This window comes from Paraburkholderia nodosa, assembly GCF_001718195.1.
Lineage (GTDB): Bacteria > Pseudomonadota > Gammaproteobacteria > Burkholderiales > Burkholderiaceae > Paraburkholderia > Paraburkholderia nodosa_A.
In genome coordinates this window covers 109,122-125,760 of record NZ_MCNV01000022.1, presented here as the reverse complement: position 1 = coordinate 125,760, position 16,639 = coordinate 109,122, and the positions used below count along the sequence as shown (strand labels likewise).

General features: G+C 64.4%; 12 protein-coding genes. 8 read left to right on the top strand and 4 right to left on the bottom strand.

What is annotated here, in order from left to right:
- Positions 1-202: 202 nt before the first annotated feature.
- Positions 203-655, bottom strand: a complete 453-nt coding sequence (locus BFD71_RS29370) for a GDP-mannose mannosyl hydrolase (protein ID WP_069267835.1) — start codon at positions 653-655, stop codon at positions 203-205.
- Positions 656-845: 190 nt separating this feature from the next.
- Positions 846-2,627, bottom strand: coding sequence for a hypothetical protein (locus tag BFD71_RS29365; RefSeq protein ID WP_141710836.1), 1,782 nt, complete (start codon positions 2,625-2,627; stop codon positions 846-848).
- 805 nt (positions 2,628-3,432) lie between these two features.
- On the opposite strand from BFD71_RS29365, the gene BFD71_RS29360 reads away from it, so the two are divergent.
- From BFD71_RS29360 to BFD71_RS29330, 7 genes are all read left to right on the top strand, one after another.
- Complete coding sequence (locus BFD71_RS29360; protein ID WP_069267809.1) at positions 3,433-4,437, top strand: GlxA family transcriptional regulator; 1,005 nt, start codon at positions 3,433-3,435, stop codon at positions 4,435-4,437.
- A gap of 89 nt (positions 4,438-4,526) precedes the next feature.
- Positions 4,527-6,062 (top strand): mannose-1-phosphate guanylyltransferase/mannose-6-phosphate isomerase, encoded by a 1,536-nt coding sequence (locus BFD71_RS29355; RefSeq protein WP_069267808.1) that lies wholly within the window; start codon positions 4,527-4,529, stop codon positions 6,060-6,062.
- 43 nt (positions 6,063-6,105) lie between these two features.
- Entirely contained in the window at positions 6,106-7,497 is a 1,392-nt protein-coding gene (locus tag BFD71_RS29350; RefSeq protein ID WP_069267807.1) for an undecaprenyl-phosphate glucose phosphotransferase, read from the top strand.
- Positions 7,498-7,559: 62 nt separating this feature from the next.
- Positions 7,560-9,791, top strand: a complete 2,232-nt coding sequence (locus BFD71_RS29345) for a polysaccharide biosynthesis tyrosine autokinase (protein WP_069267806.1) — start codon at positions 7,560-7,562, stop codon at positions 9,789-9,791.
- A gap of 89 nt (positions 9,792-9,880) precedes the next feature.
- Positions 9,881-10,999, top strand: coding sequence for a GDP-mannose 4,6-dehydratase (gene gmd, locus BFD71_RS29340; RefSeq protein WP_069267834.1), 1,119 nt, complete (start codon positions 9,881-9,883; stop codon positions 10,997-10,999).
- 6 nt (positions 11,000-11,005) lie between these two features.
- A complete protein-coding gene (locus BFD71_RS29335) occupies positions 11,006-11,965 on the top strand; it encodes a GDP-L-fucose synthase family protein (protein ID WP_069267805.1) in 960 nt (319 codons plus the stop codon).
- Between the two features lie 178 nt (positions 11,966-12,143).
- Positions 12,144-13,508 carry a glycosyltransferase WbuB gene (locus tag BFD71_RS29330; RefSeq protein ID WP_069267804.1) on the top strand — a complete coding sequence of 455 codons (1,365 nt, stop codon included), beginning with the start codon at positions 12,144-12,146 and terminating at the stop codon, positions 13,506-13,508.
- Between the two features lie 62 nt (positions 13,509-13,570).
- Here the strand turns inward: BFD71_RS29330 and BFD71_RS29325 are convergent, their stop codons facing one another.
- Positions 13,571-14,212, bottom strand: a complete 642-nt coding sequence (locus tag BFD71_RS29325; RefSeq protein ID WP_069267803.1) for a hypothetical protein — start codon at positions 14,210-14,212, stop codon at positions 13,571-13,573.
- A gap of 225 nt (positions 14,213-14,437) precedes the next feature.
- On the opposite strand from BFD71_RS29325, the gene BFD71_RS29320 reads away from it, so the two are divergent.
- On the top strand, positions 14,438-15,139 hold the full coding sequence (locus BFD71_RS29320; RefSeq protein ID WP_256094970.1) for a DapH/DapD/GlmU-related protein: 702 nt from the start codon (positions 14,438-14,440) through the stop codon (positions 15,137-15,139).
- A 96-nt stretch (positions 15,140-15,235) separates the two neighbouring features.
- Here BFD71_RS29320 and BFD71_RS29315 read toward each other — a convergent pair whose 3' ends face one another.
- The gene (locus tag BFD71_RS29315) at positions 15,236-16,378 is read right to left on the bottom strand and encodes a polysaccharide biosynthesis/export family protein (protein ID WP_256094969.1); all 1,143 of its coding nucleotides are present in this window, start codon (positions 16,376-16,378) and stop codon (positions 15,236-15,238) included.
- Positions 16,379-16,639 lie beyond the last annotated feature (261 nt).

The window sequence follows — 16,639 nt, the reverse complement described above, 5'->3', positions numbered from 1 at the left end:
AGGCCCGTGGGGTGCTGACGCACGCCGCAGTCTGAAAATGCCGAGAACTTGGCAGAATGGCTCGGTATGGTGGGCAAGGCGGAGCGGTCCTGGCGCGGCGTTGCACCCGGGTCTTACGGGCGCGCACGCGCGCCCAGCGCGAGCTTCACGAACGCCTTGCGGGCAAATCCACGACGCGTGTGTGTCTGTTACTGGGGCATTTTCAGCGGAAATATTGTTTCGAATTCTTGTGCACGTCTTCGCGCATGAGCAGCTCCTCTGGCCACAGCCACGCGTACTGGCTGTGCTGATCGAAGCGCCCAACAGGCACGGTGCTATCCAGCATGAACGCATACGCAAGTACAACGTAATGTGTGCCGATGCCGTTTTCTGCCGCGAAGTTGTCCGGATAGTGATGCTCGAAGACGCCGACGAAGCGCGCAGCCGAGCGCTGCATGCCCGCAATGCCGAGCTCTGTTTCGACGATGCGCGTGAACGCGCCGTCGAGCCATTCGTCCTTGTGGATGCGTCCGCCGGGCACGAACCATTTGCCGCGCGCCGGACGATTGCGTCGTTCACCCACAAGCACGCGGCCGTCGGCGTCGGCGACGATGAGGTCGATCCCGACAAGCGGTGCGAGCCGCACAACCTCGAGGAATTCGGTAGGCGACAGCATGGACGAGCGGATCCGTGGGGTGGCGGTCGTGTCGATATGATTGTCTCGAGCGCAGCCGTTGCGCGCGCGGCGCATGACAATCAGGCGTCGCGTTCATCAGCAGTCTAGGCGGCTCAAAAACGCGTTGCACTGTCCAGAGCCGCCTAAGTCTCGCTATCGTGGGCCAAGATGCGAGCCCTGGCCCTCGCCCTCAAGGCTTCGGCGCGACGTAGCCCGCAGGCGTGACGGCATTCGATCTGGCGATCTCGGCGTTGTCCGACACTACGTATACAGGCGATTCGGTCAGGCGCAGCGGGAGCATGCCGTCGTTGTAAGTCATGGTGGTCGGGTTCCCCATCATGTCGAACACGCTTACCTTGCCTGAGCGCCCGGGCGCGTCCACCTGAAGCGTGTAGTTCGTCGCGCGCGTCGCGTCGTACCCGGCCTTCGCGCTCCAGCGCGCGTTGTCGTGGCTCCACAGCGCCGTGATTACCTTGCCGCCGCCCGGACGCGCGAACGCGTAGGCGTAAACGCCTGCGGGCGTGCCCCGCAACGGCCCGAGTGTATACGTACCGTCGATCAGCCGCGTCATGGTCGCGACCGCGAGCGCGGCCGGCTTCGGGCTGATGTTCGAGGCGCCGTACATGCCCTTCGGATGCTCGAGTTCGAAAAACACGCCGTAGCCGGGTGTCGTCTCTGGCATGTCCGCGCCATAGAAGATGAACGTCGTGTCCGCGCCTTCGCCCAGCAGGATCAGATGCGAGCGCGCGACGACCGCGCCCTGCGCGTAGAGCGTTTGTGCGTCGGGATAGTTCGCTGCGTAATTCGTACCGATGTCGTAACTAATACCCGTTTCGGTCACGACGAGCGGGGCGCCCGGCTTGAGCAGGTCGCGCATCGTCGTGCGCAGCTCGCGCATGGCTTCGGGTAGCGAAAGCGTGCCTTTTTCGGGGGCGCCATACAGACGCTCCGGCGGATGCGAAGGGCTAGTGCCGAAATCGTAGTAGCCGTGGATCGTCACGCCATCGAGATATTTAGCAATCCCAAGCGGTGCGAACTTCTTGAGCCACTCGGTGTTGCCCTGCACGCCTGCATAGGTCGGGCCCATCACGATCGCCGCCGGGTCGGTGGCGTGTATGCCCTCGTAGACGGTCTTGTAGAGATCGACGAAATGCGCGTCCGTATCTTTCCATGGCAGTCCCCCGTCCTTGTCGGGCTCCCACGTGACCTGATAGTAGTCGTGCGTCTGGCGCGGGAAGACGCGTGCCCGGATGCGCGCGGACTCCGCGCCTACGCGCGACATGTATTCGCGCAACTGGGGTAATGACGAAGGCACGTAGCTGTGGGTCTCTTCGCCGTTCGGACTCGCCCAGCCGGGAAAGCCGTCGAGCGTGATCAACCGCATGATGTCGCCGGGCTTGAACTGTAGATCGAGCTGGGGGGAGGCCGCGTCGAATGTATTCGGACCTTTGGGCTCCATGACGTACCAGCCCCGTTTGTCGTTGGCCCACGCCAAACCGAGGTCGGTGTAGAGCGGCCGCAGGCCATCACCGCCGCAGCAGTGCTGTCCGGGCGCGATATATGCTGAGCCTTGGCCACCGAAGCGGTGCAGGTCCTGGCGCGCGAAGGTGGGTGCGGGAAGTGCTCCACTCACGTCGGGCAGCAGGCCGAACGTGGTGATTCCGGCCGGCCGGGTGCCACGTCGGGGCAAACCCGTAGAGGGCTGCGAAGCCAGCGACGCCGAAAACGCGAAGTAGCCCGCCTGCGGCAGCATGCAGGTGAGCGACGTGACGCGTGGGCCGGCTGCCACCGTGAAGTTGCCGCTTGCTTGCGGGCGGCTCCAGGTATCCGTGATCTGCCATTGCACCTTGTCGTCGCCCGTCGCGCGTGTGGTCACATCGATACGCACGCTCTTGCCGCGGGGAAAGAGGCGTGTGCCGTCGCTGCCGGGTGTATCGGCGGAGATGGGATCGTCGCCTGTGTCTGTTGCCATGCGGCTGGCCGCGCTCCTGCAAACGGGCGCGTCGGCGGCGCGACAACTCAGCGCGGGGAGCAGCACGCCGAGGACGCTGAGCACGAGCGTGGCGGCCGGCACCCATGAAAAAGCGCGCGATCCGCGCGCCGGAGGAGGGTTCACAAGTGCAGATGCAAGGGCTGGTCGCAATGTCATTGGCAGGTTCCTCACAGCATGAAAGGGTAAGACTAGTTGTTCGAGCCAGTCATTTGACGCCAGCCTCCAGGCATTGTGCGCAATTTCTCCGGGAAGCGCCGCGACAGAGTTGTGCAGTGCTCACGGAGCCCGATCATATAAAGCGGCTTTTTGTGAATTTTTTTATTGTGCGGCGCAAACAGGATTTAACGGGTTTAAAATGCGCTTGGCATGCTCGAAATCGGAGTTCAAAGCTTCTTAAACATCATTTAATCAGACGAATAGACACGCGGTCTTTAATTGCCCGTTTCGCTTCCATCCCGTGCGTACGCATCGATCGGAAGGCGTCAAACGATTTTGTAGTAACAAAGGCGAATATACCTGCCTGTAACGGTTATCAGGCACTTTTGGCCAATTCGATGTAATCGAACCAATTGCCTTTCACGCAGTTTGCTTTTTGTCATTTGATTTGGCGCCCAACCATCTAATCGGTCCTCGACCGGACTAAATGCGCCAATGTCTCGCCAGTTTCGGTCAGTCATCGTTGCGGGAATTTTTCTCTGCCTATGATGCACTGCACATGGAATGCTATCGAAATGCTATTACCGGGACTTTTCGCTTGGTACGGGGGATTGTTTAGGGGAAAAGCATGGCGTACGCAAGTGTGGATTTGCCGTCGTTCAGTCGCCCGCATCTAGTCACCGCGGGCATCAGTCGAGAGGTGCGTCATATCGCAATTCTGCTGTTCGATGGTTGTTCGCTCCTCGGCGCCGGTATCGTGGCTGAAGTGTTTCATGTAGCGAACGAGCTCTCGACAGACACCGCTCGTAGTTCGCCTTACGATGTAAGCATCCTTTCGGCCGATGGCGGCAACGTGACGTGCTCGTCGTCGGTACGGGTCTGGACAGATGGACTCGATGCTCGCCACTACGTCGGTTTCGACGCGCTGTTCGTGGCGGGTGGAAAGGGTGCCTTCGCGGCCGCCAACGACGAACGTCTCGTCGCATGGTTGCGTCGCGTGCATGCGAATACCGGCACTATTCGTCCGATTGGTGAAGGCCGTTCACTGCTCGAAGCAGCGAGTCTGTGCGGCCAGCGCACGCAGCACGAGTTCGGCTCGTATGCGATGCAAACGGGACGCGAGGAAGCGGGCGGTGACGCCGGCGACCGGCTCGAGTCGATGAAGAGTGCCCTGACGCTGGTCAAGCGAGACCTGGGCGTGGATGTTGCGCGCGCGGTGACTGAGCGGCTCATGCCCGATTCGGGCGGCAACCTGTTGCCATTCCTCGGCGATGCGCTGGGTAGTGCGCCAGCTGACAAGGTGCGTGCAGCTGCGCGCTGGCTGCAGGAAAACTGTCAGCGGGCCATTTCGATAGCGGACGCTGCGCAGGTTGCCGCGATGAGCGAGCGTAACTTTCTGCGCCGCTTCAAGCTCGAGATGGGCATCACGCCATCTGATTACTTACTGCATGCGCGGCTTGCGATTACCTGCAGCCTGCTAACCGATTCGGAATTGCCGGTCGACAAGATCGCGCGCCGCACCGGCATGGGCAATGGCGATCGCCTCGCCAAGATCTTTCGCAAACGCATGATGATTTCGCCCACCGAATACCGCGAGCAAAGCCGCCGCGAGGCCGGCGTCGCTGTATCGTAACGCCGCGGTAACAACGGTCGCACTTCGTTACAAACGGGGTCGCTGTTCGCGAGCCGAGGTGATCCTGCCCGATATGAAGGAGTCCGAAGATGAATGAAAGGTCATCGATTCACGAAGGACAAAGTCAGGCCCGTGCGCAAAGCGAGCCGCGTCCAGCGCGCGAAGACGCCACACCTTGCACGCGCATCGTGCCCGTGGTACTGGCGGGCGGTTCCGGTACCCGCTTGTGGCCGATGTCGCGCGAACAATTCCCTAAGCAGCTAATTGGTGTGGTGGGCAGCGATACGCTGCTGCAGGCAACTGTGCATCGCCTCGACGGCTTTTCGTCAGAGTGGGAGGTCTCGAGTTCGCCAATCGTCGTATGTGGTGAAGAACACCGTTTCGTGATCGTCGATCAGTTGCGTGCATGTGGCATGGACGCGCGGCTCGTGGTCGAGCCGGCGCGGCGCGACACGGCGCCGGCGCTCACGCTCGCTGCGGCGCTTGCGTGCGCAAACGGCGACGACGCGATTCTCATCGTCATGCCGTCGGACCATGCGATCGCCGACGTGGACGCCCTGCAGCGCGCGCTCGAATGCGCAGCGCGCCACGCGCAGCGCGGCGCGATCGTTACGCTGGGCGTGCCGCCGCGTTCGCCTGAAACGGGGTTTGGTTACATCCGCGTCGGCGAGGCGCTTGCCGACGGCGCGCATCGTATCGACGGTTTCGTCGAAAAGCCCGCGCCGGAACTCGCTACGCAATACATCGCGCAGGGCGGCTACTGGTGGAACAGCGGCATCTTCGTGATGCGTGCGAGCGTGTGGCTCGATTCGCTGCGCGCGCTGCAGCCCGATATGCATGCGGCGTGCCTTGCCGCGTTCGTCGATGGCCAGCAGGACGGCCCTGCGTTCCGACCGGCCGCCGATGCCTTCAAGCGTGCCCCGTCCGACTCGATCGACTACGCGGTCATGGAGCGGCTGTCGGCCAGCAACGGCTGGACGCCCGAGGGCGTGGTGGTCGCGCTCGACGCGGGCTGGTCCGACCTCGGCTCGTGGGACGCCGTATGGGCGGCAATGGAAAAGGACGAAGACGGCAACGTCGGACGCGGGCGCGTGGTATTCGAAGGAGCGGTCGCGACTTACGCGCACTCCGACGGCAGGCTCGTGGCTTGCGTGGGCACGTCCAACCTCGTGGTGGTCGAAACGGCAGATGCGGTGCTCGTCGCCGACCGCTCGAAGGTGCAGGACGTGAAGGGGCTCGTTGCACGAATCAAGGCGGAACACGCGCCCGAGGCGGCGTCGCATCGCAAGGTGCAACGTCCGTGGGGCTTTTACGATTCGATCGATTCGGGGGAGCGCTTCCAGGTCAAGCGCATCGTCGTCACGCCGGGCGCACGGCTCTCGCTGCAACTGCATCACCATCGCGCCGAGCACTGGACGGTCGTGCGTGGCACCGCGCTCGTCACTCGTGGTGAGGAATCCTTTCTTATGACGGAAAACGAGTCCACTTACATTCCGCTCGGTGTGCGTCACCGGCTGGAAAACCCGGGCAAGGTGCCGCTCGAAATCATCGAGGTGCAGTCGGGAGCGTATCTGGGAGAGGACGACATCGTTCGTCTCGACGATACGTACGGCCGCTGCGGTTGAGGCTGGCGGCACGGCTTGCAGGGAGAGAAAAAAGGGAGAAAGCATGCGCGAGCTACAAAACTTGATGGCGAGAGTGCTCGACGTATCTGCCGTAATGATCGGCGCGAGCGTGGCTTCGGAGATCCGCTTCGAAGATATCGTGCCGCGTGGCGTGAACGAAGCTTTCGTGCTGCTCTCCGCAGCCTTCGCGCTCGTGATCTTTCCGGCGTTCGAGCTTTACCAGTCGTGGCGCGGCCGCTCCAAAGCGTTGCTCGCGGGTCAGGTGTCGCTTGCCTGGCTCGTGGTGCAGGGTTGCGCACTGATCTCGATGTACTCGACGATGCACCATGTCGATGTCGTTTCGCGTCTGTGGTTCGCTTACTGGACTGCGCTTGCAGGCGGCTTGCTCATTACGTGGCGAGTTTTCGCGCACGGTGTGCTTGCGCACATGCGGCGCGCGGGCATGAACCTTCATCAGGTCGCCATTGCGGGTTCCGCATCGCAGTGCGACGAGATTGTGCGGCGCATCGATGCGGAGCCGGGCTCCGGTTTTCGCGCGAGCGCGCTCTACAACACGATGCCGCAATCGGCGCGACCCGCAAGCGAGAAATACGCGCAGGTGTGCGAGACGATCGAGGCGTTCGCGCAGCACATCCGCGAGCATGACGTGCACGAATTGTGGCTCGCCCTTTCGCTTGCGGAGGAGCGCACGGTGGTGCGGCTCGTCAGCGAGTTTCGCAACGACCTCGTGAACATCCGCTTCATTCCGGATGTGCGCTCGCTGGCGCTGTTCGATACCAGTACGGTGATCGAGTTGCTCGGCGTGCCGGCGATCAACCTCGTTGCCTCGCCGCTGCCCGCGAGCGCGCAGTTCAAGAAGGCGTTGTTCGACCGCGTGTTCGCAGCGCTTGCGCTCGTGAGCCTCATGCCGCTTCTCATCGGCATTGCCATTGCGGTGAAGTGTTCCTCGCCGGGGCCGGTGCTGTTCAGGCAGCGACGCAAGGGCGCCGATGGCCGCGTGTTCACGATCTACAAGTTCCGTACGATGCGCGAGCACAAGGAGGCGCCCGGGACGGTGAGTCAGGCGACGCGCCATGACCCGCGCGTGACACGTCTCGGAGCGCTCCTGCGCCGCACGAGCCTAGATGAATTGCCGCAGTTCTACAACGTGTTGCGCGGCGACATGTCGGTGGTCGGACCGCGCCCGCATGCGCTCGAGCACGACGATCTCTACCAGAGCGTGGTGAAGGGTTACATCCACCGCTATCGCATCAAGCCCGGCATTACCGGCTGGGCGCAGGTCAATGGATTTCGCGGCGAGACCGATCGCCTCGAAAAGATGGAAATGCGCGTAGCGCACGATCTTTATTACCTTGGCCATTGGTCGTTCTGGCTCGACATGCGCATCATCGCGGCCACGATCATTCACGGTCTGGTTGGCCGCAACGCGTATTGAGCGCAGCGGCGCATTCGAGCAAGCATCACCAGCAAGCAACACCAGGTTTCGGGAGAAGCAAGATGGCGATGAATTATGACGGCGCTTACTATGGCGCAGCAGGCGCCGACGAGCGATACCTAGGCGATTACCTGCAAACGATGGTGGCGAACTGGCGCGCCATCGCGATCGTGACGCTTGCCGTCACGCTGCTCGGCGCAGCCTATGCGTTTCTCGCCACGCCGACCTATCGGGCCGACGTGCTGTTCCACCTCGTCGACAAGGGCGACGCCAGCAAGAAGGAAAGCAGCCTGCCGCCGCTCACGGGCATGTTCGACGAGAAGTCGACCGCGAACGGCGTGATCGAAATGCTGAAGTCGCGCAACGTGACCGAGGAAACGGTGCGCAAACTGCACCTCGATATTTCGGCGCGGCCGCGCGAAATGCCCGTGATCGGCGGCATGCTCTCGGGCATCATGAGTGCGCCCTGGGCGCAGCACCTGCCCGGGTTCCTTCGGCCATCCGGCTACGCCTGGGGCGGCGGCGACATCAAGGTGTCACGCTTCGATACGCCCGAGGCGATGTATGAGCGCGACTTCACGATCGTCGCCGGCGAAGAGCCCGGCACCTTCACGCTGCGCGACCCCGACGGCATTCCGCTCCTGCAGGGCCGCGTGGGCGAGGACGTGAGCGCCAACACGTCGGTCGGGCCGATCGCGCTGCACGTCGACAGTTTGAGCGGGCCGCCCGGAACGCCTTTCCTGCTCACGCGCGCCTCGACGCTCACCACTGTCGACCGGCTGGAGAATTCGCTGCAGATCCAGGAGGTCGGGCTGCAGTCCGGTGTGATCCGCGCGAGTCTCGAAGGCCACAACAGCAAGACGACGGCTGCGATCCTCAACAACGTGGCGCACGAGTTCATCAAGCAGGACATCGCGAGCCGTTCAGCGGAAGCGGAACACATGCTCGCGTTCCTCGACGATCAGCTGCCGCAATTGCGCTCGCAGGTCGATGCCGCCGAGCAGAAGTACAACAAGTTCCGTAACGAGCACGGCACCGTCGATCTCGGCGAAGAAAGCCGGCTGCTGCTCCAGCAGGTGAGCGACAACAAGATCCGTCTCGAAGACCTGCGGCAGCAACGCGCGGAACTCGCGCAGCGTTTCACCGAGCATCACCCGGCCGTTCAGGCGCTCGATGCGCAGATCGGCACGCTGCAAGCCGCACAGTCGCAACTCACGCGTAATGTGGCGCAACTGCCGGATACGGAACAGTCCGCCGTGCGGCTCTTGCGCGACGTGCATGTGAGTACGGAGCTTTACACGAGCCTCCTGAACAGCGCCCAGCAACTGCGTGTGGCACGCGCGGGCCAGGTGGGCGACGTGCGCGTGGTCGATTTCGCCGAACCACCGGATGATCCCGTGCGTCCGAAGAAGCTGCTCGTGATCGCGATCGCGATCGGTGCGGGGCTCGTGCTGGGCGTGCTCGTCGCGTTCGTGCGCAAGTCGCTGTACGGCGGTGTGGAGCGTCCGGACGAGCTCGAAGCCGCGCTTGGCGTGCCGGTCTTCGCCGTGGTGCCGCGCAGTCCGCAGCAGCTGCGGTTGCAGCATCACGTGTCGTCGCGCCGGCGCGGACTGCACGTGCTCGCGCAGCAGAATCCGCAAGACGTCGCGGTGGAAGGCGTGCGCAGCCTGCGGACTTCGCTGCAGCTCACGCTCAACGACGCGCGCAACAACATCGTGATGCTTACGGGCTCACGGCCCGACATCGGCAAATCATTCCTCTCGGTCAATCTCTCCGCGCTGGTCGCCTCAGTGAACAAGCGCGTGCTGATCGTCGACGGCGACATGCGGCGTGGCGACGTGCACTCGCACTTCGGCATCGTGCACCAGCCGGGTCTCTCCGACGTGTTGCTCGGCGCCGATCTGGACCAGGCGATCCAGCACGAGGTGCTGCCCGGGCTCGACGTGCTCGCCAAGGGCTCGCTGCATTCGCATCCGTCCGAACTGTTGATGAGCCCACGCTTCGAGTCGCTGCTCGAAGAACTGGGGGCGCGGTATGACCTCGTGATCGTCGACACGCCGCCGGTGCTCGCGGTGACCGACTCGACGGTCATCGGGCGCTACGCGGGTACGACACTTCTCGCGATCCGCCATGGCCGCCACCCGATTTCGGAGCTCGAGGAAACGGTCAAGCGCCTGCGCATCGGCGGCGTGAATCTGCGTGGCGTGCTGCTCACCGACGTGCCGAAGACGGGCGCGTTCATCGGCGGCGGGTATCGCGGCGGTTACTACGGTTACGAAAGCATTGCAGGGTAGCAGCAGGTTGACGGTCGGTTTTCGGGCCGCCCGTCGATGATGAAAACCACCGAATCCCATTTCGCGCACGCGAGGAGAGAACGATGGCAATGGCTCGTAAAGTTGCTTTGATTACCGGCATCACCGGTCAGGACGGTTCGTATCTGGCAGAACTGCTTTTGAACAAAGGCTATGAGGTGCACGGCATCAAGCGCCGCTCATCGCTCTTCAACACGGACCGCATCGATCACCTGTATCGCGATGCACACGACTCGGAGCCCGGCATCCACCTGCATCACGGCGAAATGACAGACACTACGGCGCTGTTGCGCGTGGTCCAGGAGATATCGCCCGACGAAGTCTACAACCTCGCCGCGCAGAGCCACGTGGCCGTGTCGTTCGACGAGCCCGAATACACCGCGAACGCGGACGGTCTCGGCACGCTGCGCATTCTGGAAGCGATCCGCATTCTCGGCCTCGCGAAGAAAACGCGCTTCTACCAGGCTTCGACCTCGGAACTTTACGGGCTCGTGCAGGAAGTTCCGCAGCGCGAAACCACGCCGTTCTACCCGCGCAGCCCGTATGCGGTCGCGAAGCTGTTCGCGTACTGGACCACGGTGAACTACCGCGAGGCGTATGGCATCTACGCGTGCAACGGCATTCTCTTCAACCACGAGTCGCCGCAGCGTGGCGAGACCTTCGTCACGCGCAAGATCACGCGTGCGATTGCGCGCATCGCCGTCGGGTTGCAGAAGGAACTGTATCTCGGCAACCTCTCGGCCATGCGCGACTGGGGCCATGCGCGCGATTACGTCGACATGCAGTGGCGCATGCTCCAGCAGGAGCAGCCCGAGGACTTCGTGATCGCAACGGGTGTGCAGTACAGCGTGCGCGACTTCGTGCGCGCGGCGGCGGCGGAACTGGGCATCACTGTGCGTTTCGAGGGAAGCGGTGTCGATGAGGTCGGCATTGTCGACCACGTCGACTCGCGTGAGATGCGGCTCGAAGCGGGGCAGGTGATCCTGCGGGTCGACCCGCGCTACTTCCGCCCGGCCGAGGTCGAGACGCTGCTTGGCGACGCCTCCAAGGCGCAGGAGAAGCTGGGCTGGAAGCCAGCCACTTCGTTCCAGGCGCTCGTCAAGGAAATGGTGCGAGCCGACTATCAGGCCGCCCGGCGCGACGCGCTCGTCACGCTGGCCGGCTTCAAGGCTCTCGAACATCACGAGTGAGATGCCATGGACAAGAACTCCCGAATCTTCGTTGCCGGCCACCGCGGTATGGTGGGCTCAGCACTCGTGCGCGCGTTGCAGGCGCACGGCTACCATAACCTCGTCACGCGTCCCCACGCGGAGCTCGACCTCACCGATCAGGCCGCGGTTGACGCCTTCTTCGAAGGCGAGCACATCGACGCGGTGCTGCTCGCGGCCGCGCGCGTGGGCGGCATCCTCGCGAATTCGACGCAGCCCGCACAGTTCGCCTGGGACAATCTGGCGATCGAGACCAACGTGATCCGGGCCTCGTACAACGCGGGCGTGCAGCGCCTCGTGTTCTTCGGCTCGTCGTGCATTTATCCGCGCGAATGCCCGCAGCCGATCCGCGAAGACTATCTGCTCACTTCGCCGCTCGAGCCGACCAACGAGGCCTACGCGATCGCGAAGATCGCGGGCCTGAAGCTCTGCGAAGCGTACAACCGCCAGTACGGCACGCATTTCGTCTCGCTCATGCCGACCAACCTGTACGGCCCCAATGACAACTACGACCTCGGCAGCAGCCATGTGCTGCCCGCGCTGATCCGCAAGGCGCACGAGGCGCGCGGCAACGGCCAGCGCACGCTGACCGTCTGGGGTTCGGGCAGGCCGCGCCGCGAGTTCCTGCACGTCGACGATCTCGCCGATGCGACGATCTTCGTGCTCGAGCACGAGACCGGCGACGGCGTGTACAACGTCGGCGTCGGCGAGGACCTGTCGATCCGCGACCTCGCGCAGCGCGTGTGCGACGTGGTGGGCTTCGAAGGCGAACTGGTATTCGATTCGACCAAGCCCGACGGCACGCCGCGCAAGCTGCTCGACGTGTCGCGCCTGGGCGACCTGGGCTGGCACGCGCACATTGGCCTCCAGGAGGGGCTCGCTCGCACCTACGACGATTTTCTGCAAACCCATGCCGCGCCGGCGTACGAGGCGGGCATGCGGGCTTGACGTGGCCTGACGGGACCGATGGCTTTTAAACAATCGGCTCAACAGGACGAAAGGGAACAGGCGTCTGGTTGGTGGTGGGCGTCGTGCGCGGACCGGATGCACGACGCCCGCTTTTTTTCGCTCGGCGCGCGAGACGATTAAAAGCGGCACACAGCAGTTCAGGGACGGAAGCAACGCAATGAGAATCCTGATCTACGGACTTAATTACGCGCCCGAAGTCACAGGCGTCGGCAAATACACAGCCGAAATGGCGGAGCTGCTCGCGGCGCACGGCCACGAGGTGCGCGTGATCTGCGCGCCGCCTTATTACCCGCAATGGCGCGTGCATGAAGGCTATCGCGCGGGGCGTTATCATCGCGAAATGTTGCGCGGCGTGGGCGTCTCGCGAGCGCCGCTGTGGGTGCCGACCCAGCAGGGCGGCTTCAAACGCATCGTGCATCTGGCGAGCTTCGCGCTCTCGTCGCTGCCGCTTCTCGCGCGCCTCGCGGCGTGGCGGCCCGAGGCGGTCATGCTGATCGTGCCGACGCTCTTCTGCGCGCCCGGCGCCCTCATGCTCGCACGTGCCGTCGGCGCGCGCAGCTGGCTGCATATTCAGGACTTCGAAGTCGATGCGGCATTCGACCTCGGGCTGCTGCGCGGCGGCCAGGGGTCGCGTCTCGGGCGCGCGGCCCTTGCCGGCGAACGCTGGCTGCTGCGGCGCTTCGACGTCGTCTCGTCGATTTCCGCGCGCATGGTCGAGCGCGCCATCGACAAGGGTGTGGACGCCGCGCGCGCCGTGTGCCTGCCGAACTGGGTCGACACCCAGACGATCTTCCCGCTGCCGTATCCGAGCGCGTTCCGGCGTCGCCTCGGTATCCCGCAGGACAACACCGTCGTCCTCTACTCGGGGAACATGGGGGCGAAGCAGGGCATCGAAATTCTCGCGGACGTCGCAACGGCGCTCGCCGCGCGGCCCGACATCAGCTTCGTGTTCTGCGGCGACGGCGCGGCCAAGCGCGAGCTGATGGCGCGTTGCGAGCCGCTCCCGAACTGTCATGTGCTGCCGCTGCAGCCGTCTTCGATGCTCAACGAACTGCTGAACGTGGCGGATATCCATGTGCTGCCGCAGCGCGCCGACGCTGCCGACCTCGTGATGCCCTCGAAACTCACCGGCATGCTCGCGAGCGGCCGTGCGGTGGTCGCCATGGCGCGGCCCGGCACGAGTCTCTTCGACGTGGTCTCGGACCACGGGATTGTGGTGCCGCCCGAAGATAGCGGGGCGCTCGCTGCGGCGATCGTCGATCTGGCCGGCGACCCCGCGCGCCGCGCCGAGCTTGGCCATGCCGCGCGTCGCTACGCGAAGCGCATGCTGTCACCGCAAGCGATCTTCGACGTGCTCGAGGCGAGGCTTGCCGGTCTGGCAGGTGAAGTCGCCGAGCCGGCTGGCCAGACGCAGGTCGAGCCGCAGACCGCGGCAAGTGGCGCTGCATCGGCGCAGCAACCTGCGCGTCAGGCAGGCAAAGGCGGATCGACGTTGCCGGAGGTCGAGCAGTCCGATGTATGAGCGACTGCGCCCAAGGCCGCGATGATGGTGGCCTCGGGCTGTCCCGGACCGCTGGCGGAGGCTTACCAGGGCGACTTGTAGAGTTCGGAGTTGGACTGATCCGGCGACCCGTACGGGCTGCCATACGGATTGCCATAGACCTGCGCAGTTGGCGAGGTCTGGCTGGCGCCGTAGTCATAGCCAGCCGTCGAGCGGCCTTTCCCCGCAGGACCCCCCGCACCGGCCCCACCGGTGCTCCTCGCCACCGCATTGCCGGCGCGCGACATGCCGTTCGCGCCGATCCTGCTGTGGTTCGCGGCGCCCCTGCCGCCTGCGCTCGAAGTGCTGCTTCTGTCGCCCCTGCCACCGTTGGCGCTCACCGCGCTCGCCGCGTAATCGCCAGGCGTCACGACGTGCATGTGCTTTTCGTTCGTGAGCGCGTCTCGCGCGTCGTCTGGCGAAGCGCCATTGCTGCTGTACGGGTTGTCGGAAGTGCCCGGACCGCCGAGCAGGCGCTGTTCGTCTTGTTGCTGGCGCTGCACGGCGCCCGTGCGGGTGTCGCCCTGGCTGCCCTGGCGACTCTGGTCACTCACGGTAGCGGGCGAGCCCCCGGCGCCGTACGGGGCGTTCTGCGCAAATGCCGCGCACGGCCACGCGGCGCACGCAGCTTGCAGCGCGGCGGCGAGTACATAAGGCGCAAATCGATGATGAGAAAAACTGGACATAGCATTGATCCCGCGCGCCGCGAACGATGCGGCGTCAAGCCTTCATGTTGCCTACCGCGCGTCGCGCCGCTGCGCCAAAACCCCTGCCGTGTCGGCCACGCGTAGGGGGCGATGCGGTGGCCGCCCGATAATGAAATCGTGGCCTGATGCGTCCCGTTATGCGGGCCGCCAGGCGCAATCCGCAGGAAGCCAACAGGAACCGACCCGGATGGGCAAGGAGCGTTCATGACGGAAGCGGTCGAAGGTCTAGGGGCCCGCAAAGGGAACGGCGGCGCGGCCGGCCGTAGGGATGGAGCGGGCGAAGCGCCGCCCGCAGGCGTCGTGCCGCCACAAGCCGCAAACGACGCGCGAGCCGCGGAAATCCGCGTGATCGATTTGAGTCGTGCGGGCAAGGGCAACTTCGTCGCGCGCCGGGGCAAGCTCGTGCAGGCCGCGTGGTACCTGGTCGAGGCCTGCGTGCTCGACAACCGTCTGCTGCCGCTCTCCGCGCTGCGCGTAGGCCTGCTGCGCCTGTTCGGCGCGAAGGTCGGCCAGGGCTGCCGCCTCGTCCATCCCATGCGCGTGAAGGCGCCGTGGAATCTGGAAATGGGCGACAACTGCTGGATCGGCGTGGACGTCTGGATCTACAACCAGGCGCCCATCCGCATCGGCTCGAACGTCTGCCTTTCGCAGGGCGCGTTTCTCAGCGCCGGCTCGCACGACATGCGCACGAACATGGACCTGCACGTCGCGCCGATCGTGATCGAGGACGGTGCGTGGGTCTCGTCGAAATGCGTGGTGCAGATGGGCGTGACGATCGGGCGCTCGGCGGTCGTGACGCCGCTCTCGGTCGTGCATCGTTCGCTGGAAGCCGGCGGCGTGTATGGCGGCAATCCGTGCCGCTTTATCCGCTGGCGTTTCGAGGAGGGCAAGCCGCCCAAGGCATAAGGGCCGCGCGAAGCTGGCTCGTTTCAAGCAGATTCATTCAACGCACGAGCAGGCCCGAAGGCCTGCTCATGCTCATACTCATACGAAGCCCGCCGGCTAGTATCCGCCGTAACCCACCGCCCGGCCCGCTGCGGCCGCCTGCGTACTCGGCAGGATCAGGTTGATGACGCGGCTCCACTTCACGAGCGCCGACGCGTCGACGAACACGACATCGTTCGGCTGCAACTCGAACTCGTCGGCCGTGGCCATGGCTTCCGGCGACGACGCGTCGAGGTGGAAGACCTGACGGTGTCCCTCCTTCTGCCCGCGCACGACGTACACCTGCGAGGCGTCGCCCGAACCCTGGCTGACGCCGCCTGCGTTGCCTAGCGCGTCGTTCAGCGAGAGGTGGCCGTTATCGAACGGCAAGGGCCCCGGGTGTCCGACTTCGCCGAGCACGAACACGCGGCTTTCGTTCGCCGAATACACGCGCACGAGGTCGCCGTTCTGCAGCAGGATCTTGTCCGGGTTCACGCCCTTCTTGATCATGTCGGGAATGTTCACCATGGTCGTCTTGTCGCCGCGCGTGACGCTAACCCGCGAGCGGTCGCCGTTCGCCGTGAAGCCGCCCGCGCGGTTGATCGCCTCGGGCAGCGACATCGTCATGTCGTTGAGCACCATGAGACCGGGCGTGCGCACTTCGCCATCCACGTATACGCGCCGGCTGCGGTACGACTCGATGCGCAGCGTCACCTGGGGTTTGTTCAGGTAGTAGGCGAGCTTCTTCGACACGAGGTCGCGGGCTTGCATCTCGGTGAGCCCCGCCACGTGGATCGGACCCACGTACGCCACCTGGATCGCACCCGACGAGTCGACGGTATAGCCCGACTGCACCTGACTCGCGCTCTGGTCCTGCTGCCCGCTGCCACCGCCGCCGCCGCCGTTCGTCGGCAGATTCATCTCGGGGTGATCCCACACGACGATGCTCAGCACGTCGCCGGGCCCGAGCGTGTAGGGCTTGGGCGTGCCGAACAGCGTCTCGACGTTTGCCGGGACATTCGACGGTCTCGCTGCGGCTTCCTTCGCGACCAGTTCGTTGTTGATCTCGATGAGCGCGCCTGGCGGCGGTTGATCACCCTTTCCGCCTGAACGGGCGGCGTCGGTCGCGGCCTTCGCCTGCGTGACGCTCGACGGCGCCTGCATGCCAGGCGAGAGCGCGCAGCCCGCCAGCAGGGCCGCAGCCGTCACCATGGTCGCCATCGCCGCCAGGGCCGCCCGTGCGCGGCCCGCCGATAATCTGCGCAAACTGCGCGCGGGCTGCTTCACAGGCTGCGCCGCGGTTACGTCGACGGTCTCGCCGCCCGAACAATCAGGTCTGCTGTTTAACATAGTGTTGCCCCCTTACTCACAGGATTCGCACATCGCCACGAAAGTGCAACGCGGGTTCATCGTTCGACTCGTTATGACGCTTCAGCTGCGTTGCTTCGTCACCCCTGCCAATCCCTACCATTTCCGCTATCT

What these genes read in the sequence shown, in the direction of transcription:
- BFD71_RS29370 (WP_069267835.1), bottom strand. Translation starts at nt 655, where the DNA reads ATGCTGTCGCCTACCGAATTCCTCGAGGTTGTGCGGCTCGCACCGCTT.
- BFD71_RS29365 (WP_141710836.1), bottom strand. Translation starts at nt 2,627, where the DNA reads ATGGCAACAGACACAGGCGACGATCCCATCTCCGCCGATACACCCGGC.
- BFD71_RS29360 (WP_069267809.1), top strand. Translation starts at nt 3,433, where the DNA reads ATGGCGTACGCAAGTGTGGATTTGCCGTCGTTCAGTCGCCCGCATCTA.
- BFD71_RS29355 (WP_069267808.1), top strand. Translation starts at nt 4,527, where the DNA reads ATGAATGAAAGGTCATCGATTCACGAAGGACAAAGTCAGGCCCGTGCG.
- BFD71_RS29350 (WP_069267807.1), top strand. Translation starts at nt 6,106, where the DNA reads ATGCGCGAGCTACAAAACTTGATGGCGAGAGTGCTCGACGTATCTGCC.
- BFD71_RS29345 (WP_069267806.1), top strand. Translation starts at nt 7,560, where the DNA reads ATGGCGATGAATTATGACGGCGCTTACTATGGCGCAGCAGGCGCCGAC.
- gmd (WP_069267834.1), top strand. Translation starts at nt 9,881, where the DNA reads ATGGCTCGTAAAGTTGCTTTGATTACCGGCATCACCGGTCAGGACGGT.
- BFD71_RS29335 (WP_069267805.1), top strand. Translation starts at nt 11,006, where the DNA reads ATGGACAAGAACTCCCGAATCTTCGTTGCCGGCCACCGCGGTATGGTG.
- BFD71_RS29330 (WP_069267804.1), top strand. Translation starts at nt 12,144, where the DNA reads ATGAGAATCCTGATCTACGGACTTAATTACGCGCCCGAAGTCACAGGC.
- BFD71_RS29325 (WP_069267803.1), bottom strand. Translation starts at nt 14,212, where the DNA reads ATGTCCAGTTTTTCTCATCATCGATTTGCGCCTTATGTACTCGCCGCC.
- BFD71_RS29320 (WP_256094970.1), top strand. Translation starts at nt 14,438, where the DNA reads ATGACGGAAGCGGTCGAAGGTCTAGGGGCCCGCAAAGGGAACGGCGGC.
- BFD71_RS29315 (WP_256094969.1), bottom strand. Translation starts at nt 16,378, where the DNA reads ATGGCGACCATGGTGACGGCTGCGGCCCTGCTGGCGGGCTGCGCGCTC.